Origin of the sequence: Catellatospora chokoriensis (assembly GCF_011297315.1) — a bacterium.
In the GTDB taxonomy this organism is placed as follows: Bacteria; Actinomycetota; Actinomycetes; order Mycobacteriales; family Micromonosporaceae; genus Catellatospora; species Catellatospora citrea.
In genome coordinates, this window is record NZ_JAAOTI010000005.1 from 31,700 (window position 1) to 58,385 (window position 26,686).

Consider the following 26,686-nt stretch of genomic DNA (forward strand, 5'->3'; position numbering starts at 1 on the left):
CGCTTGTGGCACGTGTTTTCGCAGGTCACGGGCGTGGCGAAGGGCTGTGCGAAGAGGTCGCCTCCGTAGGATCTGGTCGATCCTAGGAAAGGTGACATGTAGTGAAAAAGTCGTATCGAGTGGCCGCACTGTCCGTGGCGCTGCTCGCGGGAACGGCGGCGGGCGGTGCGCCGTCCTGGAGCGCCGCCCTCGCCGGTGAACAGGTCTACGACACCGCGGGCACGTACACGTTCGACGTGCCCGCCGGTGTCGAGGTGACGCTGGAGCTGTGGGGCGCGGGCGGCGGCGGTGGCGGCGGCAACGGCGGTGGGGCCGGTGGCGGCGGCGGTGGCGGCGGCAAGTCGCTGTTCGGCCGGGGCGGTGGCGGCGGGGCCGGGGGCAGCTCCGGTGGCGGCGGCGCGGGCGGCGGCTCCGGCGGCGCGGGCCAGTACGTCAAGTGTGTGCTGCCCGCGGACTTCCCCGCGACGCAACTGTCCATCGTGGTCGGCCGCGGCGGCAGCGGGGGGCGCGGCGCGGCGGCAGCCACCGGCGGCGCGCCCAGCTCGCCCGGCGGCAACGGCAACCCGGGCCAGATCTCCAAGGCGGGCGCGGACGGTGCGGTCGGGGCGACCACCGAGGTCAGCGTGCTGCTCAACGACACCCCGCTGCTGCTGACCCTGGCCGCGGGCGGCGAGGGCGGCCAGGGCAGCCCCGAGTTCTCCAACGGCGGCCCCGGCGGCATGGACGCCACCGGCAGCCGTCCGGGCACGACCCGCCCCGGCGGCATCGGCAGCAGCGCACCCGGTGACGGCGGCGCGGGCGGCTCGCTGGCGGTCTCCTCGGCGGCCCTGTGCACCGGCACCGACGGCGCGGCCGGCAACGCGGGCAAGGGCGGCGGCGACGGCGCGGCCGGCGGCTCCGGGGTCGACGGCGCCAGCAGCGGCACCGGCGGGGCCGGTGGCGCGGGCGCGACCGTGGTCGGCCTGGGCGGCGCGGGCGGCGCGGCGACCGAGGACGTCGAGCACGGCGTCGGCGGGGCCGGCGGCGCGGGCGGCAACGGCGGTCGCGGTGGTGCGGGCGGCCGCGGGGCCTACTACCGCAGCCTCCCCGCGGACGGCGGCAAGGCGGGCGGCACCTCCGCCGCGGGCGGCACGGGCCGACCCGGAGCCGACGGCTACGCCCGCCTGACCTGGTGAGCTGACCAGCAGAAAGGACGCCTTCTCGCCGTCGGGTGGGAGGCGTCCTTTCCGTGTGTACGGCCGGAGGTCGGCATCGCGTCGGTCTCGGCCGTGTCCGGTCCGCAACCAGGTCATCGGCCGCGGCGGTGCCGTGCCCGCCGAGGTGGAGGAGGCGGCGTCGCCGGGAGTCGCCGGGAAGTTCCCGGTGAATCGGTGAGAGTCCACACATACGTGCGGGAACCGGCGGGCGGGTCGCGGCGACCTGTGTCGCGCGGTGACCTTGTCGCCGCCGGGCGCGCCGCGTGGCGTGCCTGGTCCCCCGAGGTGAAGGACGCGAGATGACGATCGGTGCGAGGGCACGGTGGCGAGCCGCGGTGGTCACGGTCGCGGCGGCGGCGATGATCGGCCTGTCGGCCGTGCCGGCCGCGGCGCATGTGACCGTGAACCCGAAGGAGGCGACCGTCGGCGGATACGCCCGGCTGACCTTCCGGGTGCCGAACGAGAAGGGCGACGCGTCGACGGTGAAGGTGGAGGTCGCGCTCCCGGAGGACGCGCCGTTCGCCAGCGTCTCGATCAAGCCGACGCCCGGCTGGACGGTGGTGGTCGAGAAGCGCAAGCTGGCCACGCCGATCAAGAACCACGACACCGAGATCACCGAAGCCGCCTCGAAGATCACCTGGACGGCGGACGCCGCGTCGGCGGTCAAGCCCGGCCAGTTCCAGGAGTTCGACGTGTCCGCCGGACCGGTGCCGGAGGTCAGCCAGGTCGTGTTCAAGGCGCTGCAGACGTACTCCGACGGCGACGTCGTGCGCTGGATCGACGAGCCGAAGCCCGGTGAGGAGGCCGAGCACCCCGCGCCCGTCCTCAAGGTCGTGCCGAAGCCGGTGGCGGCCGCGTCACCGGCGGCTGCCGCCGGCAACTCGGCGTCCGGCGCCACCCCGGCCTCCTCCGACGGCGGCAACGGCTGGCCGCTCGGCCTGAGCATCGCCGCGCTGGTAGTGGCCCTGGCCGCCCTCGGCCTGGCCCTGCGCGGCAAGCCCACCGCCGCCCAACCCTGATCCACCGCGGCGCGCCGACGGTCCGCGCGGCCGGTGACGGAGATCGGCGTCTGGTGTCATGACCTGTGGTCCGACCGCAGGTCATGACACCAGACGGCGATCATGATGAGGCGGCCACTGCCATGATCGACCAGCGCCGGGTCGGTGATGGTCGCTGGGCGCGGGTGACGGTCGCCGGGCGGCCGAGGGGCAGGTCAGACGGCGCGGAGGTGGCGGCGGGGGGCGGCGGACGCGTTGTCGTCGAGGGCGGCGGCGAGGTCGTCGCGGGCGCGGGCGACCCGGGACCGGATCGTCCCGATCGGGCAGTCGATCACCTCGGCGGCCTCGACATACGACAGGCCCAGCACCTGCGTGGCGACGAACGCCTCCCGCCGGTCGGGGTCGAGCCCCGCGATCAGCCGGGTCAGCAGGATCTGCTCATCGAAGCGCCCGGCCGCGCCGGCCGAGACGGTGTCGGCCACGGCCGCCCAGTCGGCCAGGTCCGCCGACCGCGGCCGGCGGGCGAGCACGCGCAGGTGGTCGACGACGGTGTGCCGGGCGATGGCCAGCAGCCAGGTGCGGGCCGAGGAGCGGCCCTCGAACGCGGGCAGCGCGCGCATCGCCCGCAGGTAGGTGTCCTGCGCGAGATCGTCGGCGTCGGCGGCCCCGGCCAGGTGCGCCACGAAACGCACCACGTCGCGCTGGGTCGCCGCCACGAACGCCTCGGTGGCGGCGCGGTCGCCGCCGCGGGCCGCCAGGGCCAGCGCCGTGATGCGCTCGTCGTCACCGCCGTAAGACATGCCCGGAAGCGTATCGTTCGCCGCCCGTCGATGCGATCCCCCCGGTGTGCGACAGCGCCGCAGGTCACAGCGATGGGCGGGAACCAATCCGGGGGTACGGGCGACAATGTGTCTCATGGGAGTGGGCATGGGGTGCACACAGGCACGCGAACTGCTGTCGGCCCGCCTGGACGGCGCGGACGAGCCGGACGCGCGCGAGGCGGTCGACGCGCACGTGGACGGCTGCGCCGCGTGCGCGGACTGGTGGCAGCGGGCGGAGTCGGTGACCCGGCTGGCCCGCACCGCGGCGGCGCTGCCGGTGCCGCCGCTCAGCGCGCAGGCGCTGGCCGCCGTGCTGGCCGCGGCGCCGGCCCCGCCGGTCCGGCGCGCCCGGTTCGACGTCGCGGCCTGGCTGCGGCGGGCGCTGCTGGCTGTCGGGCTCGGCCAGTTCCTGCTCGGCGTGGCCCAGATCAGCAGCCTGGCCGCCGCGGAGCGGCACGCGCACAGCGCGGTCGGGTCGGTGTCGTCGGGTCACCTGTGGCACGAGTCGGCGGCCTGGAACGTGGCGATCGGGGCGGCCCTGGCCTGGCTGGCGTGGCGGCGTACCCGGCCCGCGGCGCTGCTGCCGGTGATGACCGCGTTCGTGATCGTGCTGAGCCTGCTCACCGCGAACGACGCGCTCGCAGACCGGGTCGAGGCGAGCCGGGTCTGGTCGCACGGCCTGGTCCTCGTCGGGTACGGCCTGCTGCTCGCGCTGAACCACCCGCGCCTGCGCGGCGACGAGCCGCCCGCCCGCGCGAGCCGTCCCGGCGGGACCTGGTCACTCCGTCGCGGCGACGACGGAGACGGCCCGCTCGCGCCGGTGTACCCGTTCCCGGTCCGGGTGGCCGTCACCCGAACGGTGACCGTGGAGCAGCGCCGCGCGGCGTGATTGTCGGACCCGTCCGGTAGACGTCGGGTTGACGTCAACCTCGCTTGAGGTTCTACGGTGACGGCGGCGGGCCCGCCCCGCCCGCACCGGTCCGTACGGGAAGGCAAAGCTCGATGAGCATGGAAATGGCGGCGTGGAACTCCCTCTACCACGCCATGAACGCCCAGGACGAGCGCCGTCCGTTCTCGCGCGTGACACTGCGGCGCATCCTCGGTTTCGCCCGGCCGCACCGGCGGCAGCTGCTGGCCTTCCTCGCGTTGAGCGTGGTCGGCGCGGTGCTCGCGGTGGCCACGCCGATCCTGGCCGGGCGAGTGATCGACACGATCTCGAACGACGGAGCGGCGACCACCGTCGTCTGGCTGGCCGTGATCATCGCCGGTCTGGCGCTGGCCGAGGCCGGGTTGAGCCTGGCCACCCGCTGGCTGTCGGCGACCATCGGGGAGGGCCTGATCCTCGACCTGCGCACCGCCGTGTTCGACCACGTGCAGCGGATGCCGGTCGCCTTCTTCACCCGCACCCGCACCGGCGCGCTGGTCAGCCGGCTGAACAACGACGTGATCGGCGCGCAGCGGGCGTTCAGCGACACGCTGTCCGGGGTGGTGGCGAACCTGGTCATGCTGGCGCTGACGCTGGTTGTCATGATCCGGCTGTCCTGGCAGATCACACTGCTGGCGCTGGTGCTGCTGCCGGTGTTCGTGCTGCCCGCCCGCCGGATGGGCAACAAGCTGGCCCGGCTGGAGCGTGAGGCCGCCGAGCACAACGCGACCATGAGCACGAACATGACCGAGCGCTTCTCCGCGCCCGGCGCGACCCTGGTCAAGCTGTTCGGGCAGCCGGAACGCGAGTCGGCCGAGTTTGCCTCACGGGCCAGGCGGGTACGCGACATCGGCGTGCGCACCGCGATGGTGCAGTGGGTCTTCGTGACCGCCCTGATGCTGGTCTCCTCCCTCGCGCTGGCCCTGGTCTACGGCCTGGGCGGGGTGTTCGCGCTGCGCGGCACGCTGGACGAGGGCACGGTCGTGACGCTGGCACTGCTGCTGGCCCGCCTCTACGCGCCGCTGACCTCGCTGGCCAGTGCCCGCGTCGAGGTGATGAGCGCCCTGGTCAGCTTCGAGCGGGTGTTCGAGATCCTGGACCTCAAGCCGCTGATCACCGAACCCGAGCAGCCGCGACGGATCCCCGACGGTCCCGTGTCCGTGCAGTTCGACGGCGTCGACTTCGGCTACCCGCCGGCGGACAAGGTGTCGCTGGCCTCGCTGGAGGAGGTCGCCGTGCTCGACTCGCGCGGCGGCGCGCAGGTGCTGCACGACGTGTCGTTCACCGCCGAGCCGGGGCAGCTGGTCGCGCTGGTCGGCTCGTCCGGGGCGGGCAAGTCCACCATCGCGCAGCTGCTGCCGCGGCTGTACGACACCGACAGCGGCACGGTCCGGCTGGCCGGCGTCGACGTGCGCGACCTCGACGCCAAGACGATCCGGCAGACGCTGGGCATGGTCACCCAGGACGGTCACCTGTTCCACGAGTCGGTGCGGGCCAACCTGCTGCTGGCCCGCCCGGAGGCGACCGACGAGGAGCTGTGGGACGCGCTGCGCCGGGCCCGGCTGGCCGACCTGGTGCAGGAGCTGCCCGACGGCCTCGACACGGTCGTCGGCGAGCGCGGCTACCGGCTGTCCGGCGGCGAGCGGCAGCGGCTGACCATCGCCCGGGTGCTGCTGGCCAGGCCGCGGGTGGTGGTGCTCGACGAGGCGACGGCGCACCTGGACTCGACGTCGGAGGCGGCGGTGCAGGAGGCGCTCGGCGAGGCCCTGGCCGGGCGGACCTCGGTGGTCATCGCGCACCGGCTGTCGACGGTGCGGCAGGCCGACCAGATCCTGGTGATCGAGGCCGGGCGGGTCGTGGAGCGGGGCACCCATCCGGATCTGCTGGCCCGCGACGGCCGCTACGCCGAGCTCTACCGGACCCAGTTCGACCAGCCGGTCGCCGGCAGGGTGTAGCCGCGCCCAGCCCGGGCTCGCCGCCCCCGACGGCGAGCCCGGACCGGTCCCTGCGGATCGCCGTACCGTTCCGGCAAGCATCCACCGCTGTGGGCTCACGCCATCACAGCAGGAATCGCTGGTCAATCATGAACTGTGCGGCGGAACCGGCAGCCGGTCGGCCAAGGAGACGCGATGCCTCATCATTCGCCGCCGAGTTCCCCAGACCGAGAGCGACTCGCTGGAGAGTCTCATGTCGCGCCAGTTCGGCGAAGGCGGTAGCCGGCAGCCGGCAGCCGGCGAAGGTCACCTCCACAAGCCCTGGTGCGGCCGCGAGCCCACGCAAGGCCGCCGGACCGGCCAGCCCGCGCATATCGCTGATGTCCACTCGGCGCAGATCAGCAGACTCGGAGAAATCGGGAAGCGACTCCACCGCCTTCAGATCGTCCAGCCAGAGCCACTCCAGGCGAGGCAGTCGCGCCAGCTCGTCCAAGATCGAAACACCCTTGACCTGTCGAATCGCGAGATGGCGCAGCTCGTTGAACTGGCGCAGCCAGCCCAGATCCTTCACGCTCCCGAGTGTCAGCGAGAGCGATTCAAGGCTCGGCAGACCGACCTCACCGACCTGCTCGTCAGCGGGCAGACGCCAGAGGGACAGCGCCGTGAGGCCACCGTTGGCGCCTACCAGTTCCGCCAGACCGCGACGATGTCCGACCACCCGCAGTTCCCGGAGTTCGCGGAATCCGACGGCTCGCAGGTCGAGTGCTTTTTTGGTTTCACCGAGGTCGAGGTGTTCGAGATCGTCCGGCAACAGACCGAGTCCCGACAGGTCGCCGAGGTGATGCAAATTCGCCACGCTGAAGCGTCGCAAGCGCTTGAACCAGCTCAGGAACCCGAGGGACGCGAGTTCCGTACTGAACCCGAATGCGCGCAGGGTGATGTGCGGATGATCCTCGAGAATTGATGCCAGTGCGCCGTAGTCCGCATTCGAAAGTGGTTCATCGAATTGCACCCGCCGCACCGTCGGCGATAATTGCGACCGAAGCGCCGCAGGGTCGAACGACTCACGTACGTGAACGAATTCACTCACGATCGCTGATCCATTCCGTTCCGAATATGAATAGCTCGTGCTTATGGGGGCAGGTGTGGCACGCCTCTCGGATCGCCCGAGGCTGCGGGCCACACCTGCCTTTTCAGAAACTAGATGCCGTTGGCCTTAAGCCATGCCTCGCCCCACTCTACCGCCTTCTCGTAGTAGTCGTGCTTCGGACTGATGCTGTTAATCTTGTTCAATCCTTGATTGCGCACGATCAGAGCCTGCTCGATGGCGCGAGCCTCGCCACGAGTGACGGCACTGGTCGTGATCTGCCGAGGAATGAAGGGCCTGCCGTCCTTCAAGTGCTGAAGCGTGCGCTTCCCCACGTCCTTCGCGATTCCCGAGTAGACCCAGGTGGTTCCGTCGTCGAGATAGCCCATGTAGACGTGGGTGTCCTTGGCGGCTGTCTTCATCAGCGCCTTGGGCAGCGACGACCGCGCAAGAGCTTTCACCAGCGCACTGCCGACCCCGTTCTCCAGCGCGACGGGAACGATCTCTCCGCTGCACCAGTCCGGGTTGTCCGCGCAGAGCTCGTTGTGCATGACGCCCATGACCCACGGGTCGTCGCGATAACAGAGGATCTTCCAGTCGCAGACGTCGCCGTAGGCGGCCTCGAGGGCATCTTCCAGCGCCCTGGGCGACGGCGCGATGATCAACCCGCCACCGAGGTCGGTCGCGCTCCTCAGGAGCGTCGCCCGCTTGCCTCGGTCGCGCCAGGCGCCCCATTCCTTGACCTTGCGGTCGTACTCCTTCTCGGACAGGCGCCCGCCGCCGACCTTGCCGCCGCTCGGCTTCTGCCAGTCGGGACCGGACTCCGTGTTGTTGCCGAACGAGTCGCAGGAGTTGAAGTCGCAGTCCCGCAGACCGGTCGAGTCGCTGAAGGTGACGGGGCTTCCGTGGCTGTAACTGTAGGCGTTCCACTGATGCGGATCAGCAAGATCCATGATCGGGTCTACGCTGATGAAGATGCCGAGCGCCGGGTCGTACTCGCGCGCACCGATGTGCACGAGACCGGTCGGATCGGTGACACCTCCGACGTAGCCCCTGCCGTTGGGCCATGAGGGAATCGACGACCCTGGCCGCGTCCCACCGTAGGGGGTCTGCTGCCGGATGGTCACTGCGAGAGTCGCAGCGTCCACCGCGACCTGCTGCGTGCCTTGATGATCGCTGTACAGCCAAGTCAGGCCTGCCGAGGTGCGGCTGGCGACAAGATCCTCCCCGAAGGTGTAGTACCTGGTCGCCGAGCTGACTCCGCCTTCTCGGCGAACGTCCTGTCCGGGCAGGTACAGGGTCTTGCCTGCGGCGTCGCGACGCACGAGGCGAGCACCGTCCGCGTCGTAGACGCTCGTCTCGACACTCTGGCCTCCCACCGTGACGGCCGAAAGCTTGCCTTCGGCGTCCCAGGTCACCGACTGGCTCGCCGAGCCGCTGGGGCAGGTGTTCGCCGTCTTGGCGTTCGGCCGGCACACCATGTTGCCGGAGTTGTCGTAGCCGTACGCGGTGGTCACAGCCGCCTGACCGGGCTCCTGCAAGATCGCCTGACTCGGCGCGTGCGGCCTGGCGACACCGGCGCCACCCACGGGGAAGGTGCTGGTCCGAACCGTGTCCCCACCGACCGTGTGGGTCGTCTCCGAAAGCCGATTCCCGACCTTGTCGAAGGTCCAGTCCTGCCAGTAGGGAGCGGGGCCACCCAAGTTGGCGACGGTCTGGGCCCCGTCGCAGTCCACGCCGGCCTTCGGCGTCCACGCCGAGCTCAGGCGAATACTCTCGTTGTAACGGAAGCACTGCGTTTCGGCGGAACCCACCTGCGGGTTCTGCGTGATCGAGATGATGTTGCCACCGTCGTCGTAGTCGTACTCACGCTTCGAGACGGTGCCGACGGCATTCTCCGGCTTGACCGAGGTGGTCTTCACCCGGTGCGTGTCCGGCTCATAGCTGACCGTGTCTTCGACGTAGAGGCCGCCGGGTTGCTTTCGTGTGGTCATCACCTCCTGCCCGTAGGCGTTGTACTGCCGGGTGAGGATCGTCGTGTCGGCCATCCCCCAGCTGGTGTTCGCCCGAACGTCCTGCCCGGTCGCATCGTCGTAGTGGGTCGTGATCGTCTCTGCCGGCAGCGCACCGACCGCCGGGTAGCCGACGCTGACCGGGGCGCCGTCGGCGTCGGCGAACCCGTATGCGTAGCTGTAGGTACCGTTCAGGTCGGTCTCTGAAGTCGGCACGACGACGTTGACCGCGGTCGGTTGATAACGCTGGTTGAAGGCTCCGACACGCCACTTGTAGGCGTTCGCGGAGCCTGCCGGCTCATACCGGATGGCCTCCGTCAGTTGACCGCGGACGGTCTGCCCCGTGTACAGACGGTCGTACTTGTACTCGGCGCGCAGCGTTCCACTCGCAGAGTCGTCGCGTACCTGGGTCCTGCGTCCGAGTGCGTCGTAGACGTACCACAGCACCTCGTTGTTGGCCTCGGTGACTTTGACCAGCTCGTTGTAGTCGTTGAACTCCCTGGTCGTCTTACCTCGGTCCGGGTCGACCGACTCAGTCTGACGTCCTCTGACGTCGTACTTGTAGGTCCATTCGTTGCCGGCGGCGTCAACGACCTTGGCGAGCTGCTGCTTGCCGTCGTACACGTAGCGCGTCTCGTCGTACGACCCCCCGACCCCGGCCGGTGTGGTGTGCTGGCGGATCGCCACCGTCCGACCGGCGGTGTCGATGATCGTGGTGGTCGGCATCGCGCCGGTAGGCGGGGTCGACATCACCATGTCGCCCTCGTGAGCAGTCACCGTGCGCCACTGCTCCTCCAGGTTGACGACCTCGTCGCCCGAGAGGAACACCTCCGCCGTGACACGCGAAGCCCGGTCGTATTCGGTTCGGGAGACCGCGGGCACGGACCATTCCGGCTCCCACCACAGCGTCCCGGAAGGCGCGCCAGGCTCGGCGTGGCCGGCGTAGCTCGTGGCGGCACGGCCCCACTGGTCGAAGATGGTGTCGGTGACCACCCGTCCGACGCCGTCACCGCCGGCAATCTGGGTCTGCCTCTTACGCAGCAGACCATCGTAGATCTGATACGTGGTCATGTACTTGGCGTTGGCGTTGAGCGTCTTGACCACGGTGTAGGGGTAGGTGTCACGTCCGGTGGCGAAGACGTGGCTGATCTCCTGCTTCGGCGTCGTGGCGTGCGCGGCCTTGGTCCAGCCCGCATCCCACACCTTCGTCGCCCGGCCCAGTGGGTCGTAGTCGACGTCGGTGACCCGGCTGTTGGGATCGGTGGTCTTCACTGCCGACCCCCAGTAGGGGTTCTGTTCGACGGTCGTCACCCAGCTGAACGGGGCAGCGCTGGTGGTCGTGACCTTCGTGACAGGCCCACCGACCGCGGGGGTGAAGGCCGTGGTGGTGGTGCTGCCCTTGCCATCCGTCACCGTCACCTGGCGCCCGGACTTGTCGAAGGTCGCCTGCGAGGCCGTCTGCCATTGCGTCCCACCAGCCGACGTCCAGTCCTTGAGCTGGTCGACTCTGGTGACGTCACCGTAGACAGGAACAGTGGTGTCGCTGGCGGCTCCGTCGTAGTACGAGCGGACGTCCGTGATCACCTGGTCCGACGACGTGGGCGCTTGATCACAAGGGCGCGCCGTCGTGAACGCCCGCCGAACGGTGGTCGTGATGTTCTTCGCGGCATTCCGGTTGTAGGTGTAAACGGTGCACTTCTCGTCCCCGCCGACGGCGACGTCGCCGTCATCGCGTGACCAGTTGACGGTGCCGAAGGCATGGTCGAAGTCCAGCTCGGTGCGGGAGACCCGCCAGCCGCGGCCGCCGTCCACGCCCAACGCCGCAGCCTTGTAGCTGGTCTTCGTCTTGACGAAGCGAGCCTCGGCCACATCGCCGTTGATGGTGCGGGACGCGAGCGCGTTGGAGCGCCACGGCACGTTCACCGTACGCGACACCGGCTTCGACTCAACCCCGTTGTAGACCGTCTGTTCGCGAACCGTGCCGGCGAACTGCTCCTCGTCGTACACCGTCTCGGAACCGAGTGCGGCGGCAACCACGACCGAGCGCGTGCCACCGGACGGGTTGAGCCGGTCACCGTGCATGCCGCGCAGGAACGTGGTGACGGTCAGCGTCTGTGGCGAGCCGGTCTCACCGACGCGAGTCTTGACCACGTCGTAGCCGCGGAACTGCGACCAGGTCTTGAAATCGGGCTTGGTGAGGCCGTCATCGTCGGCATAGTGCCAGGCCGGAGCGTTCGGGTACTCATAGTACGTGTGCTTGGTCGGCTGCTCGTGGCCCCCGGCGAGCACGACGTCGCTCTCGGCGATGTGGTCCACCCGGTACTTGTGCCACCACTCGGTCTTCTTCGCGCCGGCATTGTCCGGGTCCTCGACCAGCACTGGATAGCAGCGCTTGGTGTTGGTGTGCGGCACCAGCGAAGCGGTGTTGGCGTCGGTGCACTCAGGCAGGCTGTAGTCGACGTGCGTACGCGCGCCGGTTTCGGTGACGATGTCGGATATGCGCTGCCAGCTGTTGGTCGCACCCTGCTGGGTCAGCACCCGGTTGGGCAGCGAAACCGGGGTAAAAGTGATCGGCGGCATGGCTGCCGTACCGCCCACCAGGCCGGTCTGGGTAAGGGAGTCCAGCCAGAGACCGGCGTTGGTCCCGTCACCCGGCGAGGGGAAGGCGTGGGTGAGGGTCCACGACTCGACGTCCTGCCAGGCCGCAGTTGTCTTCGTGGTGTCCCAGACCCGCGTCACGATCTTGCTGAGCCGTTTGGTGGTCCAGAAGGTCGGCGCGTACTGCTGGGGGCACTCCGTGGCATCCGACTTGCAGTTCTGGTCCCACGGGGTGTCGGGCCAGTTCGCCTTCACCGGGTCAGTGCCCGACCAGCAGCTGGTCACGCAGCGGTCGGCCGCGGTGAACACCACCTGGGCGACCGGGGCGATCGAGGACTCGGTGACGCCGTGCTCGGCGGTGGTGCGGTTGTAGGTGCCGTAGTCGATGCGCTTGAGCACACCGGCGCGGTCGTAGGTGACGTTGTCGGCGTCGCTGATGTTACGCGCGTACTGGTTGGTCTCCTTGTCGTACCAGTACGACATGGTGTTGCCGTGCGGGTCCACGACGTAGTCGAGATTCCAGCGGTACACCTGCACGCAGTTCGAGGCCGCGAAGGAGCTCTGGCGGCAGGGCTCACCAGTGTGGTTGCCGAACACCGGCACCGTCAGCGCGGAGTTCGTCCTCGCCGTCTGGCCGGGCAGACTGTGCATGCCGAAGAAGTACTGGGTGCCGTCGGTCGTGGTGACCTTCCAGTACTCGCCGTCGTTGTCGCCGTTGGCCCCGCCGGTCAGCTTCTCGATCTTCGCGCCGTCCTCGTTGCGGCTGTGCCAACCCTTGCCGGTCTCGAAGATCAGTTCGCCGCCACGCCCGTTCAGGCTCATGGTCGCGTTGTCGGACTTCCAGCACAGGTCCGCAGTCTTGACGGTGTTGTTGGCACCGTTCTTCATGTCCTCGGAGCAAGGGACATAACGTCGCTCGATGGAGCCCGGCGCGTACTCGAAGCCCTCGCCCACCCAGGACGGCTGGTTGTTGGTGGCCGGTGACCGGCCGTCGACGCTGCCCGACGAGTAATTCAGCTCGATCTGAGGCGTCGGACCACCCGCACCCGGGGGCATGCGCAGCGGGTACGACCAGCTGAAGTCGCCCGACGACCCGCCCGCTGCCCACGTCGACGTCGGGGCGAGGCTGGTCGCGGTGAAATCACCCGAGGCGCCGGATGCGGCGGCGGCGAGCATCAGGACTGCGCCCTGTGCGGCGCGTGCCACGGGAGCCTCGCTGGCGAGCTGGGCCATGTCCTGCGAAGTCGCGACAGCGTCGGCGGAAGGCGCGACGACCTCGGCGGTGGCGACACCGGCTGCGGTGTCGTTGACGGTGGGCAGGGCGGTGGCGTGGCAGCCGGCCTTGTCCGGGGTGGTCAGCGCGCAGGCGGGCAGCTGCCAGAGCCGCAGCCGGGAGGCCCAGTCGCCACCGGCGGCGTACCGGAAGGAGGCGTAGTCGACCGAAACCTTGGCGGTGCCTGCGGCCTCGCCCGCCGGCGTGCCGACCTCCAGGACCAGGCCGTCGCGCAGCGCCTCAGGCAGCGCCGCCCGGTCGTGGATCTTCACATCGACCTTGGCCAGCCGCTCGCCGGCTTTGCCCACGGCTCGCTCGACCCACACCGGCAGGTCGCCGACCTTGGCACCGCGCCCGGCAGCACGAGCCACGCCGGTGGCGTTCAGGTCGACCTGCGCGGTGGCCGCCCTGGGCCACGCGACGGCAGGCAGGGGGGCGTTCTTGAGCCGGTTCGCAGGCCGGCCCTTGCCTGCCACCTCACCACCGTGCTTGTCGATCTTCGTTGTCTGCGGCGTCAGCCGCTCGCCGCTACGTTCGGCAGCGGCTGCGGGGACGCCGAGCAGGGAGGCCGCCATCACGGCGCCCGCTGCTGCGGCGACCCAGCGCAGCCTGCGGCTGAACGTCGGGCCAGGCACTGTGCGTGACACAGTAGTCCTTTCGGATAGGCGCGACCGAGCGGTCGCGACTGGGGTTGAGGGGTCACGCCACGCCCGCGGGCGTGGCGAATGCGGGGCAGGGCCGCGTGCGGCCCTGCCCCTGACGGAGGTGGATCAGCTGTCGTAGGAGTCGTTAAGCGACTTGACCTGGGCGTCGGTCATCGCGCCCTGGTATACGGCCACCTCATCGGCGCTGCCGAGCAGGTAGTCGATGTCGGCGCCGTGGTACCGCGTTCGGCCGACGGTCAGCGTCCCGGTGGAGGCCATGACGTCCCAGGTGAGCGCGGTGGTGCGCTCGAGCACGCCGTTGACGTACAGGCGCAGCTGCCTGCGCCCGGCGTCGTACACGCCGACCAGGTGGGTCCACTCGCCGACCTGTGCGGGGGTGACGGACTGCGCGCTGACCTGCGCGGCGGTGGAGTTGTCGGCGTCGGCGACGTTGAAGCTCCACTTCCCGCCGATGGCGCTGAGGGCGAAGGCGCTCTCGGTGTTGCCGCGTTGGGAAACGACCGCGTGGTTGCCTGCTGCGTCGTCCAGGCGAGCCCACGCCGACACGGTGAACGAGTCGTCGGTGCGCAGCACGCTGCCGTCCTGCCAGACAGGGTTCTCCGGGGTGGCGGTGTTGGACTGCGACCAGCCGAATTCGGTCGTGGGGTCGGTCAGGGTGGTGTCCCAGTGGGCCTTGTTCAGCCACAGCGCCTCACCGCGCAGGCCCTGGCTGACGTCGGTGCCCGCGGTCAGCGACAGCCGGCGGGCGAAGCCGCCGAACTCCAGCGCCTCGCACAGGCCCGGCTCCGGCATGGGCTCCCAGCAGGGGCCGAGGCCGGTGAAGTCCCACGTGCCAACCTTGAGCGGGCTGAGCATGCCGGGCTCGTCGAAGCCGCTGGAGCCGGCTTCGGAGGCGAGCTGGCCGGTGAAGTCCTGAGCGACCAGTGCCCGGTCGAAGGCCTGCACGTCGGCGATCTGGCCGTTCCACCAGTTCTCCGCGACACCGGCGCCGAAGCCGCGGCCGATGACGAACTTGCCGGTGGCCGACCACGGGGTGGCCGGGCGGTCGAGTTCGTGCTTGAGCTCGCCGTTGACGTAGAGGCGCATCTTCTTGGCGGGTGCGTCGTACACGGCGGCGAGGTGGGTCCACTTGCCGACGTCGGCCGTGGTGATCTCGACCGGCGAGTACGCGGCCTTGGTGGTGCTGCCGCCGCCCTGGGCCGAGGTGTCCTTCATGACCATCGTCCAGTAGGGCTTGGCGGGGTCACCGATGAAGCGGACGCCCAGCGAGAACCCGGCCGCGTCGGCGCCCTCCTGCGTGAGGATCTTGTAATCGGCCGTGGGCATGACGCCTAGCCGCGCCCAGGCCGCCACGCTGAAGGAGCCCGCGGTGTTGACTACGCTGCCGCTGGTGGCGGCCAGCGAGGTGCTGCCGTTGAAGGCGGCGGTGTGGCCGCCGACCAGGCGGGAGTCCTTGGTCCAGGTCACGTTCGTCGCGGTCAGCGGCGAGTTGGCCGGGGCCGGCTGGGCGTCGGAGAGCGCACCGGCCTGGTCGACACCGGGGTAGGTCTCCAGGCCCCACTGAGCCACCGGCGGCGCGGGACGGCCGACGTTGATCTCGGCCGTGCCGAGGTTGCCGACGTTGTTGACGTTGTCGACGGCCAGTGCGGACAGCGTGTTGGTGCCGAAGCGCGGCACGGTCAGCTTGACCGTGGCGGTCTTCGGGCTGGTGCCCGTCGCGGCGACCTCGGTGGTCGGCGTGCCGGACCAGCTGTAGCGGAACTTCGTCACGTCGGTCTCGGTGGTGCTCAGGGTGATGGTGACCTCGCCACCGGCCCTGGTGCCGCCGCCGGTGACCGTCACCGTCGGCTTGATCGGCTTGGCGGTGTCGGCCTTGAACTGGCACCACGCGCCCCAGCCACTCCACTGGCTGTACGGGGCGGCGTCGACGGCCGTCACGTGGTAGGCGTACGTCTTGCCGGCCGTGATGGTGATCGGCACGGTCGTGGCGCGGGTGTTGGCCGTGGCGGTCGGGTCGGGCGTCACACGGTTCTTGACCGTGGCCTCATCCGGATTGCCGGACGCGGGCACCTCCACCCACTCGAACGCGCCCCGCAGTGTCTGCGAGTCGGCATCGGGCAGCATCGCCGACAGCGTGGGCGTGAGCGTGCCGATGCCCATGACGCCGGTGGTGGGGCAGGTGACGCCCGAGACCTGCAGCGCGTTGGGCTTGCCGGGGGTGCTGTCGTAATCGACGATCAGCTTGGCCTTGTTGGTGTAGAAGCGCTTCCAGCGGTCCTGCGTGGACTCGCCGGAGCCGCCGGTGGTGCTGCCGGCGCTGAACCCGAACACGATCAGGTTCCAGTTGCCGCTCGCGGCCGAGCGCACGTGGTCACGCACGCCGTTGCCGGTGTAGTTGACGGTGACGTCGGGTTGCGGGGAGTCGGCGCAACCGCTGCCCTCGTTGGCGTGCGCCGAGACCGACGCGGCGGTGCTGAGCGCGGTCAGCGTCATCGCCGACCAGGAGGCCTTCGGCACGCCGGACAGGGCGGGGCCGGCGTACATGTAGGAGGGCGTGTCGCCACAGGACCACGAGTGATCCAGGCCCATCTGCACGTACGCGGAATGGATGTACTTGCCCTTGAGCGACCCGCCGCTCTTGCCTGTCGTCGGGAACTCGAAGAACGAGCGGTAGAGCGCGCCGGTGGCCGGGTTGAGACCCACCCGGGCACCCGTGGTGTCGTTGTTCTCGTTGTTGCTGGTGGCGTACGCCCAGCGCGGGTTGTCCACGGAGTCCCACGCCGGATCGACGTAAACCGGGAAGTTGGCGGGGTCGGACAGCAGCTTGGTGTCGGGTGCCAGCGTCAGCCCGCCGGCGGTCGGCGTGGCCTGGACCGGGGCGATGCCGGCGCGGTCGCCGGGAGCGACGGCGCTGGAGATCCCGGTGCCCCCGGCCAGCTCGGCACCCAGGGCGCTGCGCCGCTGCGCGGCGGCGGGGGTGTCGTCCTTCGAGTCCCACATGACCGGGGCCTGAGCCGCGGCGAGCACGACGTTGCCCGCCTGGGCGACCATCCGGCCGCCGGACCGGGCCTGGAGCTTGGCGTCGCCGCCGATGCCGAACTGGATCTGGCGGACCGCAGGGTTGGCCGCCGCGGCCGGCGTCTTGATCACGAGAACGTGGGTGAAGCCGGTGTGGGTGGCCCGCACGACCAGGTCGACGTCGGGCAGCACGCCGGCATAGGTGGCGCTGTCGCCGGTGACCGTCGGCGCGGGCAGGTTGCCGGGCCAGGACATGGTCATGGTCTTACCGGCCTTGACCAAGGTCACCAGGGGCTCGGCGCCGCCGATGGAGAACCGGACGTCGGCTGCGGAGACCTTCGGGCGCAGCGCGCCGCCCTTCTCGGCCAACGCGAGGTCGACGTCGGCCCAGGAGCCGTCAGCCTTGCGTGCCCGCAGCGGGACCACGGACGACTCGAACGTGCGCGTCCCGTCGGGGTTGGCGTACGTCGTCGTCAGCTCAGTGCGCGACTCGTCGATCTCGACCCGCGTGCCGCATGCCGCGGCCATCGCGGCGGCCTCGCCCGCCGTGCCGGCCAGCCGCCCGCAGGGTGCCGCGGCCGCCGACGGCGAGGACACCGTCATCAGAGCGCCGCTTGCGAGAGCCATGCCCAGCAGTGACGAAAGTCCCACGCGCCACTTGGTTGTCAGTTTGGCCGTCAAGGCCCCACCCCGTTTCGTCTGTCCACACCGGCACACTGCAGCCGGCAAGGCGGGACCTTAATAGGAAGGGCGCTTTACCAGTCAAGATGACTATGTGTAGTTGGGGGGCACCTCTTAGTGATCTGCGTTGTGGCAGGTCACACCCCTTATCGATGCACGCCTCCGAGGTGCGGCAGCCACCCTCCGTGGATCGATCGCCGCACCATCGGCGCACCACATCGGATGGATGCGGACCGCAAGCCGCACGCGGCAGAGGGGTTCTCGCCCTCGCCTGTCGCCGTGTGCGTCTCACCGGCCCATGGGCCACCCCCGCCGGCATCGAGGGCCATGGACGGCACGGAGGCTTGCCGGTCACGCGCGATACTCGAGCTGCATCGACCGCTACCTGGCAACTTCGCAGCCAGGGCGACCACTTCATCAGTATCCGTTACCTAAACGTTATGTTGACCTTGGCGTATGTCACCGTGATGGGCGATTTGTCGGTGCCCTTCCTGTCATTCGCGGAGGGCGCGCAGGAGGCCGTGGCGGTGTAGGGACCAGGCCAGGCGCCGGGCCGTGCGGTGGCGGGCCAGCAGGACGAGCAGTTGGCGGGCCAGGGACCAGCGGTGGTGCTGAGCGCCGTCCTCGGCCGCGCGCAGGAGCAGGTCGCGGACCTGCGGGCTTTCCAGGGCGTCGTGGAGCTGGGCGCGGACGCGGGGGTCGTTGAGGGCGGCGGCGATCGCGACGGCGAGGGCGGGGCGGCCGGGCAGGCCTTCGGCGATGGCGGCGGCGAGCTGGAGGCGGATGTCGTCGGACTCGACGAGCAGCAGCACCGCGCGGCGGATCTCGGGGGAGTCCAGGGCCGAGCGCAGCAGGTCCATCGCGCGGCGGTCCTGCTCGTGGTCGCGGTCCTCGGTGGACAGCGCGGCCAGCAGCGCGGTCACCTGGTCGAGGTCGATCAGGTGCTGCAGGCCGGCCCGGAACTCCGGCCGCTCCCAGGCGTAGCGCAGCGTCCGGATCAGGTTGCGGTTCATGCCGCCTGATACCCGCCCGCACCCGGCGCCGAAACCGGGCCGCTGACCAGGATCGTCGCTCCACTTTCGATCGTCGCGACAAAACTTTGCGTCGACGCATCGGAAAGTATGGACACCTCGATGAAAAGTCCCTAGTGTGTCCGTCACGGCTCCACAATGTTTCGTCGATGTAACCGGCGGCGCGGTTACCCCCAAGCCCACCCCGGCATCAGGCGCGACGGCGCGCGCCCTGCCTGGCGTACCCCCGGTCAGGAAGGGTTGGACGGCTATGTCCATAAGACATCCACGTAGGCACATGACGCTATGGCGGGCGGCCGCTGCCGCGCTGCTGATGACCGGCTCGGCCCTGACGGCCGTGGCCACCACGACCGCCCCCGCGGCGGCGCACACCATCGACCCGACCAAGTTCCAGCAGGTCGAGATGGCCCGCGGCGTCGCCGAGATGGGCGAGCCGATGTCCCTGGCCGTGCTGCCGGACCTGTCCGTGCTGCACACCGCCCGCAACGGCACCCTGCGCCGCACCACGGCGGCCGGGACCACGTCCGTGGTCGGCACCATCCCCGTGTACTCGCACGACGAGGAGGGCCTGCAGGGCGTCGGCGTCGACCCGGGCTTCGCCACGAACCGCTACATCTACCTCTACTTCGCCCCGCCGCTGTCCACCCCGGCCGGGGACGCGCCCGCTACCGGCACCAGCTGGACCCAGTGGCAGGGCGTGAACCGGCTGGCCCGGTTCACCCTGAACGCCGATTTCACGGTGAACATGGGCAGCCAGGTCAACGTGCTGGACGTGCCCGCCGACCGGGGCCTGTGCTGCCACGTCGGCGGTGACATCGACTTCGACGCCGCGGGCAACCTCTACCTGTCCACCGGCGACGACTCGAACCCGTTCTCGTCCGACGGCTACGCGCCGCTCGACGAGCGCACCGACCGCAACCCCGCCTACGACGCGCAGCGCTCCGCGGGCAACACCAACGACCTGCGCGGCAAGATCCTGCGCATCAAGGTCAACGCCAACGGGTCGTACTCGATCCCGTCCGGCAACCTGTTCGCGCCCGGCACGGCGCAGACCCGCGCCGAGATCTACGCGATGGGCTTCCGCAACCCGTTCCGGATGAGTGTCGACAAGGCTACCGGCGTCGTGTACGTCGGCGACTACGGCCCGGACGCGGGCACCACCAACGCCAACCGGGGCCCGAGCGGGCAGGTCGAGTTCAACCGGATCACCTCGGCGGGCAACTACGGCTGGCCGTACTGCACCGGTGCCAACACCAGCACCGAGACCTACAACGAGTGGAACTTCGCGACCGCGTCCACCGGCCCGAAGTTCAACTGCACCGGCGGCCCGACGAACAACTCGTTCCGCAACACGGGCCTGTCCACGCTGCCCGCGGCCCGGCCCGCCTGGATCAAGTACGGCGGTGACAGCGGCACGCCGACCGAGTTCGGCGGCGGCTCCGAGTCCCCGATGGGCGGCCCGGTCTACCGCTACGACGCCGCCTCGACCTCGACGGTGAAGTTCCCGCAGGACATGGACGGGCAGTTCTTCGCCACAGAGTTCGGCCGGGGCTGGATCAAGCCGATCCACGTCAACGCCGACGGCTCGCGGGGCACGATCGACTCGTTCCCGTGGACCGGCAAGCAGGTCATGGACTCGGCGTTCGGTCCGAACGGCGCGCTGTACGTGCTCGACTACGGCACCGGCTACTTCAACGGCGACGCCAACTCGGCGCTGTACCGGTTCGAGTACATCGGCACCGGCAACCGGGCCCCGATCGCCAACGCCGAGGGCACCCCCACCGCCGGAGCGGCCCCGCTGACGGTGGCGTTCTCCTCGGCAGGCTCCTCGGACCCGGAGGGCGGCGCGCTGACCTACTCGTGGGCGTTCGGCGACGGCACCACCTCCACGGCCGCCAACCCGAGCAAGACATACAGCACCAACGGCACCTACACCGCGACGCTGACGGTGCGTGACCCGCAGGGCGCGACCGGCAGCGACTCGGTCGTCGTCACGGTCGGCAACACCCCGCCCGCGGTGACCATCAACAGTCCCGGCAACGGCCAGCTGTTCGCCTTCGGCGACACGGTCAGCTACTCGCTGACTGTCACCGACGCCGGTGACGGCACCATCGACTGCGCGCGGGTCAAGCTGACCTACGTGCTAGGCCACGACCAGCACGGCCACCAGATCACCTCGAAGACCGGCTGCTCGGGCACCATCACCATCCCGGTCGACGGCGAGCACGACGACGCCGCGAACATCTTCGCGATCTTCGACGCGGAGTACACCGACAACCAGGGCCTGACCACGCACACCCAGCACACGCTGCAACCTCGGCACCGGCAGGCCGAGCACTTCGGCACCTCGCAGGGGATCAACACGTTCACCAAGGCCACCGCCGAGGGCGGCAAGACCGTCGGTGACATCCACAACGGGGACTGGATCTCGTTCACGCCGTACCGGCTGAGCAACGCGACCGGCTTCACCGCCCGGGTGTCCTCGGGTGGCGTGGGCGGCACGCTGCAGATCCGGGCCGGGTCGGCCACCGGCACCGTGCTCGGCTCGGCCACCGTCGGAGTGACCGGCGGCTGGGAGACGTTCGCGACGGTCTCCGGCACGATCACCAACCCGCCGAACACCACCACGCCGCTGTTCCTGACCTTCAGCGGCGGCACCGGCGCGCTGTTCGACCTGGACTCGTTCACCTTCACCACGGCGGCGGGCGTCGGCCCGATCACGGGGCTGGCGGGCAAGTGCCTGGACGTGCGCAGCGGGGCGACCGCCGACGGCACGCAGATCCAGATCTACACCTGCAACGGCACCGGCTCGCAGACCTGGACGCGTAACGGCCAGACCCTGCGGGCGTTCGGCAAGTGCCTGGACATCGCCGGCGGCGCCAGCGCCGACGGCACCAAGATCCAGCTGTACACCTGCAACGGCTCCGGTGCGCAGAACTGGACCTACCAGACGTCCGACCAGACGCTGCGCAACCCGCAGTCGGGCAAGTGCCTGGACGTGTCGGGCGGCAACTCCGCCGACAGCACCATCGTCCACCTGTGGACGTGCACCGCGAACGCCGCGAACCAGAAGTGGACCCTGCCCTGATCGACCCGGTCCGGGCGGGCAGCCCCGCCCGCCCGGACCGTTCCCGTCCGTGAAAGGAGCATCAACGTGCGAATCCTTCGACCCGTGATCGGCGTGGCAGCCGCCGCGCTGACCGTGGTGGCCATGACCGCCTGCCCGGCGGCCGCCGCCGACGCCCCGTACGACGTGCTGGTCTTCTCCAAGACCGCCGGCTTCCGGCACGACTCCATCGCCGTGGGCACCCAGGCCATCCGGGACCTGGGCGCGGCCAACAACTTCACCGTCACCGCCACCGAGGACGCGGCCCAGTTCAACGCGAGCAACCTGGCCCAGTACGAGGCCGTGGTCTTCCTCAACACCACCGGCGACGTGCTCGACGCCACCCAGCAGACCGCGTTCGAGAACTACATCCGCTCCGGCAAGGGCTACGTCGGCGTGCACGCCGCGTCCGACACCGAGTACTCGTGGCCCTGGTACGGCAACCTGGTCGGCGCGTGGTTCGCCTCGCACCCGGCGATCCAGCAGGCCAACGTCAAGGTCGAGGACCGCGGTCACGCCGCGACCGGGCACCTGCCGCAGACCTGGACCCGCACCGACGAGTGGTACAACTACCAGACCAACGCCCGCAGCACGGCGCACGTGCTGGCGACGCTCGACGAGTCGTCGTACAGCGGCGGCGGCATGGGCGCCGACCACCCGCACGCCTGGTGCAAGGCGTACGACGGCGGCCGGTCCTTCTACACCGGCGGCGGCCACACCCAGGCCTCCTACAGCGAGGCCAACTTCCGCAACCACCTGCTCGGCGGCATCCGGTACGCCGCCGGGCGCAGCAAGGCCGACTGCCGCCCCGAGACCGGCTACACGCCGATCTTCAACGGCTCGACCACGGGCTGGTCGCAGGCCGGTCCCGGCAGCCTCACCAACTCCGACGCCACGCTGACCACGGTCGGCGGCATGGGCCTCTACTGGTACAGCGCCAAGCAGTACACCTCGTACTCGCTGAAGCTCGACTGGAAGCTCACCGGCGACTCCAACTCGGGCGTGTTCATCGGCTTCCCGCCGTCGACCGACCCGTGGTCGGCGGTCGACAACGGCTACGAGATCCAGATCGACGCCACCGACAGCGCCGACCGCACCACCGGCTCGGTGTACACGTTCCAGTCGGCCAACATCGCCGCCCGCGACGCGGCGCTCAACGCCCCCGGTGAGTGGAACACCTACGAGCTGCTCGTCGAGGGCCAGCGCCTGCGGATCTACCTCAACGGCGTGCTGATCAACGACTTCACCAACACCAACGCCGCCCGTGACCTGGCCGGCCACATCGGCATCCAGAACCACGGCGCGGCCGACACCGCCCAGTTCCGCAACATCCGGATCAAGGAGCTGGGCACGCCGCCGGTCGGTGACGTGACCGTGCAGGCCGAGTCGTTCAGCAGCCAGAGCGGCGTGCAGGCGTTCACCAAGGCGGGCGCGAACAACGGCCAGACGCTGGGCTACATCGAGCCGGGCGACTGGGCGGCGTACAACGGCGTCAACGTCGGCGGCGCGACCACCTTCCGGGCGCGCGTCGTGTCCGGCGGCGCGGGCGGCGGCATCCAGGTGCGCACCGGCTCCACGACCGGGCCGATCCTCGGCACGGTCGCGGTGCCCAACACGGGCGGCTGGAGCACGTTCGCCAACGTGCAGACCACGCTGACCGGGGTGCCCTCGGGCAACCAGAACGTGTACCTGACCTTCACCGGGACCGGCACGGGCCTGTTCGACGTCGACGACTTCACCTTCGTGAAGACCGCCACGCCGGGCACCGGGCCGATCAAGGGCCTGGCCGGCAAGTGCCTGGACGTGCGCAGCAGCGGCACCGCCGACGGCACGCAGATCCAGATCTACACCTGCAACGGTTCGACGGCCCAGACCTGGACCCAGAACGGGCAGACCCTGCGTGCGCTGGGCAAGTGCCTGGACGTGTCCGGCGGCGGCAACGCCAACGGCACGAAGATCCAGCTGTGGACGTGCAACGGCTCCGGTGCGCAGAACTGGACCTACCAGTCCTCCGACCAGACCCTGCGCAACCCGCAGTCGGGCAAGTGCCTGGACGTGTCGGGCAACAACTCCGCCGACAGCACCGTCGTCCACCTGTGGACGTGCACCGCGGGCGCGGCCAACCAGAAGTGGACCATGCCGTAGCCAGCCGAGCGGCGGGCCGCCAAGTCTGGCGGCCCGCCGCTCATATCCCGTTGCGCCATATCGGATCCGGTGCGATCATCAGCGCCATGATCTCCTCTGTACGAAAGGGCGTGCGCGCCCTCGCGGCATGACCGCCCCGCGGCACGAACGTGCCGCCTTCTGGCAGCAGGCAGCCGCCGTCCGCGACGAATGGCACGGCTACGGCACGGCCTGCGGACCGACCGGCCAGGCCGTCGCCGAACAGGCCCTCACCGAGGTCTACCGCAGACTCGGCCGGCCCCGACCCGAGTTCGTCTGGGTCCGCTCTCCCCACGAGGCCCAGCCGCTGGTCCGGCACCTGCCGACCCTGCAGGACCTCTACACCTGGGTCACCGATCCGCCGCTGGGCCGACGCCCACCGCTGGCCAGTGACCTGGCCGCGTCACTGGCCAGGCTGCGCGGGACCATGGACGACAGGATCGCCCCGCCGCTGTTCGACCCCAAGCCGCCCAAGCGGGACAAGGGTCAGCCCTGGCCGCACCAGACGGCGGAAGCGGCAGTCGCGTACGGCGTCCCGTTCGTCGACATCGTGCGCCGCCACGTGCGCGAAGCCCTCTACACCGCGCTCGCCGACGGTTTCTACCTGCCCGGCAAGCGGCTGCTGGGCGCGCCCGGCCCCGTCTGCTGGTACGGCCAGCAGGAGGCGCACTGGATCGCCTACTACGAGGTATGGCGACGGCTCGGCCTGGCGAACTACGGCTCCGCCGTGGACGCGGAACTGGACGGCTGGCAGGCGATAGCCCGCTCGGCAGGCTGGTTCTGGCCCGACGAAGGCCGCTGCGTCGTCTCCGCCCGCCCGGTCGCCGGCACGACGTTCGCCGACGGCTGGTCGATCACCCTGGCCGCCACCGGCTGACACCCACCCACCACGAGCGCGATGACGTGTCCGCCCGCCACGGGGGCAGGCGGCCACGTCGTCGTCACGGCGGCGTCCGGCGGCTCACCGCCAGGGTCGGCGGGTCGCACCTTCGAGTTCGGCAGCTGTCCGCGTCAGTTCCTCGTTCTGCACGGAGGGACCGTAGCAGCGCACACCAGGCTGCGGACTCGTGCACGGGGGTCTTGTCTACACCGTAGACCTGCGTCTACGGTGTAGACATGAACGCGACGGCGGCACGTCTGGTGCAGATCGCACGCGAGATCCTGCTCGCCGAGGGCGCGGCCGCGGTGAGCATGCGGCGCGTGGCGACGGCGGCCGGAGTCACGCCGATGACCATCTACCGGCATTTCGCCAACCGTGAGGCACTCCTGGCGACCATTGCCGAGGCCGGCTTCGCCGAGATCGCCGAGCGCTGGGCCGCCCGGCCCGCGGTGGCCGACTTCGACACGCGCGTGACGGAGCTTCTCGACGACCACCTCGACTTCGCACTCGGCCAGCCCCACCTGTACGACTTCGTGTTCACCGATCCGCGCGAGGGCGCGCGGCGCTGGCCCGACGATTTCCGGGCGGGCGGCTCGCCCTCGATGAACCTCGTCGCCGGTGCGCTGACCGACGGCATCCGCCAGGGCGTGCTGCGCGACCAGGACGTGTGGCCGCTGGCGCTGACTGTCGCCGCGCTCATCCACGGCCTGGTCCAGCTGTTCCGGGGCGGCCGGATCGACCTGCCGGAGCCGGACTTCCGCGCACTGGTTCACCAACTCGTCGGGAAGGTGCTCGATGGCAACCGAGCTTGAGGTCGCACCGGAGCGCACGGATGTGGCTCCGGCACAAGGCCGCAGCAGTCGACGCGTCCTGCCGGCGCTGGCCGTCGTCGTGTCGGCGGCACTGGTGTGGTTCGGCACCGGGCTCGCACCCGTGCCGTGGTTGACCTGGCTGGCCCCGCTGCCCGTGTTCGCCGTCGCGGGACGGGTGTCCGGGCGGACCGCGTGCACCTCCGCGTTCCTCGCCTGGGCGGTCGGAAGCCTGAACATGTGGACCTATTACACGGTGATCCTGGAGGTTCCGGCCCTGGTCGTGGCTGGGTTCCTGGTGCTGCAGGCGCTCGCCTTCGCCGGGGCCGTCGCCCTGTATCGCGCGCTGCTGCGCCGGGGCAGCCCGGTGGCCGCCGTGCTCGCCGGACCGGCCGCCTGGGCAGGTGCCGAGTATCTGGTGTCGCTGTTCTCCCCGGGAGGCTCGTTCTCCGCCATCGGCTACGCCCAGGCCGAGGTGCTGCCGGTGATCCAGGTGGTCTCGGTGACCGGGATCTGGGGCGTCGGCTTCCTGCTGATGGCGCTGCCCGCGATCGGGGCGGCGGCATCGACGCGACGCGACGCATGGACCCGCCTGTTGTCGACCGGGGCCGTCCTGGTCGTCGGTGTGGCCGGATACGGCCTGCTGCGCCTGCAGGACGGGCAGGTTGGTCCGAGCCCGACGGTCGCCTTGGCCGACGTGCGGCAGACCGAGGACTCCCTGCCGATCGCGTCCGCCGAGGCCCAGCGGGTCCTGGAGAGCTACCTGGGCCGGGCTGCCGAGGCCGGTGCTGCGGGCGCCACCGTGCTGGTGCTGCCAGAGAAGCTGTTCAAAGTGACTGATGCGGAACTTGCCGACCTCGGCCGCAGAATCGGCGGCGTGGCCGGGAGCAACCGGATCACGATCGTCGTCGGGCTCACCCTCAGGGACCAGGCCGGCGTGCACAACATCGCGATGGCGTACGGCGGCACCGGCGCGGTGCGGTACGACAAGCAGCACCTGGTCACCGGGTGGGAGGACCACATCACCGCTGGGGACCGGCTGGTGTGGCTGCCCGGTTCGCGCACGGGTCTGGCGATCTGCAAGGACCTCGACCATCCCGAGCCGGCGCGCGGGTACGGCAGGCAGGGGGCGACGGTGCTGCTGGTGCCCGCGCTCGACTTCGACCGTGACGGTTGGCTGCACAGCCGGATCGCAGTGGTGCGCGGGGTGGAGAACGGCATCACCGTGCTGCGGCCCGCCGGGCGCGGCCGTCTGGTCGCCGCGGACTCCCGCGGCCGCCTGGTCGCCGATGCGGTCACCGGCACGGGCTCCACCAGCGCGACAGTGTCGGTGCGCGCCGGCTCCGGTGGCACGCCGTACGCCCGGCTCGGCGACTGGTTCGCGTGGCTCTGCCTGGCGTTCGTCGCCGGCTGCCTGGTCCGGCTCCGGACGTCACGCCGCTGACGGGGCACGCGGCCGGCCCGTCTGGCGTGGTGCGCCTACGCTGCG

General features: G+C 70.4%; 14 protein-coding genes. 9 read left to right on the forward strand and 5 right to left on the reverse strand.

Annotated features, from left to right (window positions below; genetic code table 11):
- The first annotated feature begins 101 nt into the window (after window positions 1-101).
- Both HAV39_RS43240 and HAV39_RS09475 read left to right on the forward strand, forming a co-directional pair.
- Window positions 102-1,175: a hypothetical protein gene (locus tag HAV39_RS43240; protein ID WP_203736651.1), complete on the forward strand. Its 1,074-nt coding sequence runs from the start codon at window positions 102-104 to the stop codon at window positions 1,173-1,175.
- 320 nt (window positions 1,176-1,495) lie between these two features.
- The gene (locus tag HAV39_RS09475; RefSeq protein ID WP_191838790.1) at window positions 1,496-2,215 is read left to right on the forward strand and encodes a YcnI family copper-binding membrane protein; all 720 of its coding nucleotides are present in this window, start codon (window positions 1,496-1,498) and stop codon (window positions 2,213-2,215) included.
- A 194-nt stretch (window positions 2,216-2,409) separates the two neighbouring features.
- Here the strand turns inward: HAV39_RS09475 and HAV39_RS09480 are convergent, their stop codons facing one another.
- Window positions 2,410-2,994 (reverse strand): sigma-70 family RNA polymerase sigma factor, encoded by a 585-nt coding sequence (locus tag HAV39_RS09480; RefSeq protein WP_191838791.1) that lies wholly within the window; start codon window positions 2,992-2,994, stop codon window positions 2,410-2,412.
- A 127-nt stretch (window positions 2,995-3,121) separates the two neighbouring features.
- Here HAV39_RS09480 and HAV39_RS09485 point away from each other — a divergent pair, with 127 nt between their 5' ends.
- Both HAV39_RS09485 and HAV39_RS09490 read left to right on the forward strand, forming a co-directional pair.
- Entirely contained in the window at window positions 3,122-3,904 is a 783-nt protein-coding gene (locus HAV39_RS09485; protein WP_191838792.1) for a zf-HC2 domain-containing protein, read from the forward strand.
- A 113-nt stretch (window positions 3,905-4,017) separates the two neighbouring features.
- Complete coding sequence (locus HAV39_RS09490) at window positions 4,018-5,895, forward strand: ABC transporter ATP-binding protein (RefSeq protein ID WP_191838793.1); 1,878 nt, start codon at window positions 4,018-4,020, stop codon at window positions 5,893-5,895.
- A gap of 103 nt (window positions 5,896-5,998) precedes the next feature.
- On the opposite strand, the gene HAV39_RS09495 is transcribed toward HAV39_RS09490, so the two are convergent.
- The 4 genes from HAV39_RS09495 to HAV39_RS09510 form a co-directional block, all read right to left on the reverse strand.
- Window positions 5,999-6,964, reverse strand: coding sequence for a leucine-rich repeat domain-containing protein (locus HAV39_RS09495; RefSeq protein ID WP_191838794.1), 966 nt, complete (start codon window positions 6,962-6,964; stop codon window positions 5,999-6,001).
- 110 nt (window positions 6,965-7,074) lie between these two features.
- On the reverse strand, window positions 7,075-13,419 hold the full coding sequence (locus HAV39_RS09500; RefSeq protein ID WP_191839022.1) for an RHS repeat-associated core domain-containing protein: 6,345 nt from the start codon (window positions 13,417-13,419) through the stop codon (window positions 7,075-7,077).
- 195 nt (window positions 13,420-13,614) lie between these two features.
- Window positions 13,615-17,154: a LamG domain-containing protein gene (locus HAV39_RS09505; protein WP_239120921.1), complete on the reverse strand. Its 3,540-nt coding sequence runs from the start codon at window positions 17,152-17,154 to the stop codon at window positions 13,615-13,617.
- Window positions 17,155-17,702: 548 nt separating this feature from the next.
- Window positions 17,703-18,221 carry a hypothetical protein gene (locus HAV39_RS09510; protein ID WP_191838795.1) on the reverse strand — a complete coding sequence of 173 codons (519 nt, stop codon included), beginning with the start codon at window positions 18,219-18,221 and terminating at the stop codon, window positions 17,703-17,705.
- 295 nt (window positions 18,222-18,516) lie between these two features.
- Between HAV39_RS09510 and HAV39_RS09515 the strand changes: the two genes are divergently transcribed.
- The 5 genes from HAV39_RS09515 (at window position 18,517) to HAV39_RS09535 (ending at window position 26,641) form a co-directional block, all read left to right on the forward strand.
- A complete protein-coding gene (locus HAV39_RS09515) occupies window positions 18,517-21,327 on the forward strand; it encodes a PQQ-dependent sugar dehydrogenase (protein WP_203736647.1) in 2,811 nt (936 codons plus the stop codon).
- A gap of 123 nt (window positions 21,328-21,450) precedes the next feature.
- Entirely contained in the window at window positions 21,451-23,490 is a 2,040-nt protein-coding gene (locus HAV39_RS09520) for a ThuA domain-containing protein (RefSeq protein ID WP_191839024.1), read from the forward strand.
- Between the two features lie 127 nt (window positions 23,491-23,617).
- The gene (locus HAV39_RS09525) at window positions 23,618-24,385 is read left to right on the forward strand and encodes a hypothetical protein (RefSeq protein ID WP_191838797.1); all 768 of its coding nucleotides are present in this window, start codon (window positions 23,618-23,620) and stop codon (window positions 24,383-24,385) included.
- Between the two features lie 239 nt (window positions 24,386-24,624).
- Window positions 24,625-25,200, forward strand: a complete 576-nt coding sequence (locus HAV39_RS09530) for a TetR/AcrR family transcriptional regulator (RefSeq protein ID WP_191838798.1) — start codon at window positions 24,625-24,627, stop codon at window positions 25,198-25,200.
- Window positions 25,184-26,641, forward strand: a complete 1,458-nt coding sequence (locus tag HAV39_RS09535) for a nitrilase-related carbon-nitrogen hydrolase (RefSeq protein ID WP_191838799.1) — start codon at window positions 25,184-25,186, stop codon at window positions 26,639-26,641. The genes HAV39_RS09530 and HAV39_RS09535 overlap by 17 nt, the downstream gene beginning before the upstream one ends.
- Window positions 26,642-26,686 lie beyond the last annotated feature (45 nt).

What these genes read in the sequence shown, in the direction of transcription:
- HAV39_RS09505 (WP_239120921.1), bottom strand. Translation starts at nt 17,154, where the DNA reads ATGGCTCTCGCAAGCGGCGCTCTGATGACGGTGTCCTCGCCGTCGGCG.
- HAV39_RS09510 (WP_191838795.1), bottom strand. Translation starts at nt 18,221, where the DNA reads ATGAACCGCAACCTGATCCGGACGCTGCGCTACGCCTGGGAGCGGCCG.
- HAV39_RS09475 (WP_191838790.1), top strand. Translation starts at nt 1,496, where the DNA reads ATGACGATCGGTGCGAGGGCACGGTGGCGAGCCGCGGTGGTCACGGTC.
- HAV39_RS09490 (WP_191838793.1), top strand. Translation starts at nt 4,018, where the DNA reads ATGAGCATGGAAATGGCGGCGTGGAACTCCCTCTACCACGCCATGAAC.
- HAV39_RS09485 (WP_191838792.1), top strand. Translation starts at nt 3,122, where the DNA reads ATGGGGTGCACACAGGCACGCGAACTGCTGTCGGCCCGCCTGGACGGC.
- HAV39_RS09530 (WP_191838798.1), top strand. Translation starts at nt 24,625, where the DNA reads ATGAACGCGACGGCGGCACGTCTGGTGCAGATCGCACGCGAGATCCTG.
- HAV39_RS09520 (WP_191839024.1), top strand. Translation starts at nt 21,451, where the DNA reads ATGACCGCCTGCCCGGCGGCCGCCGCCGACGCCCCGTACGACGTGCTG.
- HAV39_RS09515 (WP_203736647.1), top strand. Translation starts at nt 18,517, where the DNA reads ATGACGCTATGGCGGGCGGCCGCTGCCGCGCTGCTGATGACCGGCTCG.
- HAV39_RS09500 (WP_191839022.1), bottom strand. Translation starts at nt 13,419, where the DNA reads ATGGCGGCCTCCCTGCTCGGCGTCCCCGCAGCCGCTGCCGAACGTAGC.
- HAV39_RS09525 (WP_191838797.1), top strand. Translation starts at nt 23,618, where the DNA reads ATGACCGCCCCGCGGCACGAACGTGCCGCCTTCTGGCAGCAGGCAGCC.
- HAV39_RS09535 (WP_191838799.1), top strand. Translation starts at nt 25,184, where the DNA reads ATGGCAACCGAGCTTGAGGTCGCACCGGAGCGCACGGATGTGGCTCCG.
- HAV39_RS09480 (WP_191838791.1), bottom strand. Translation starts at nt 2,994, where the DNA reads ATGTCTTACGGCGGTGACGACGAGCGCATCACGGCGCTGGCCCTGGCG.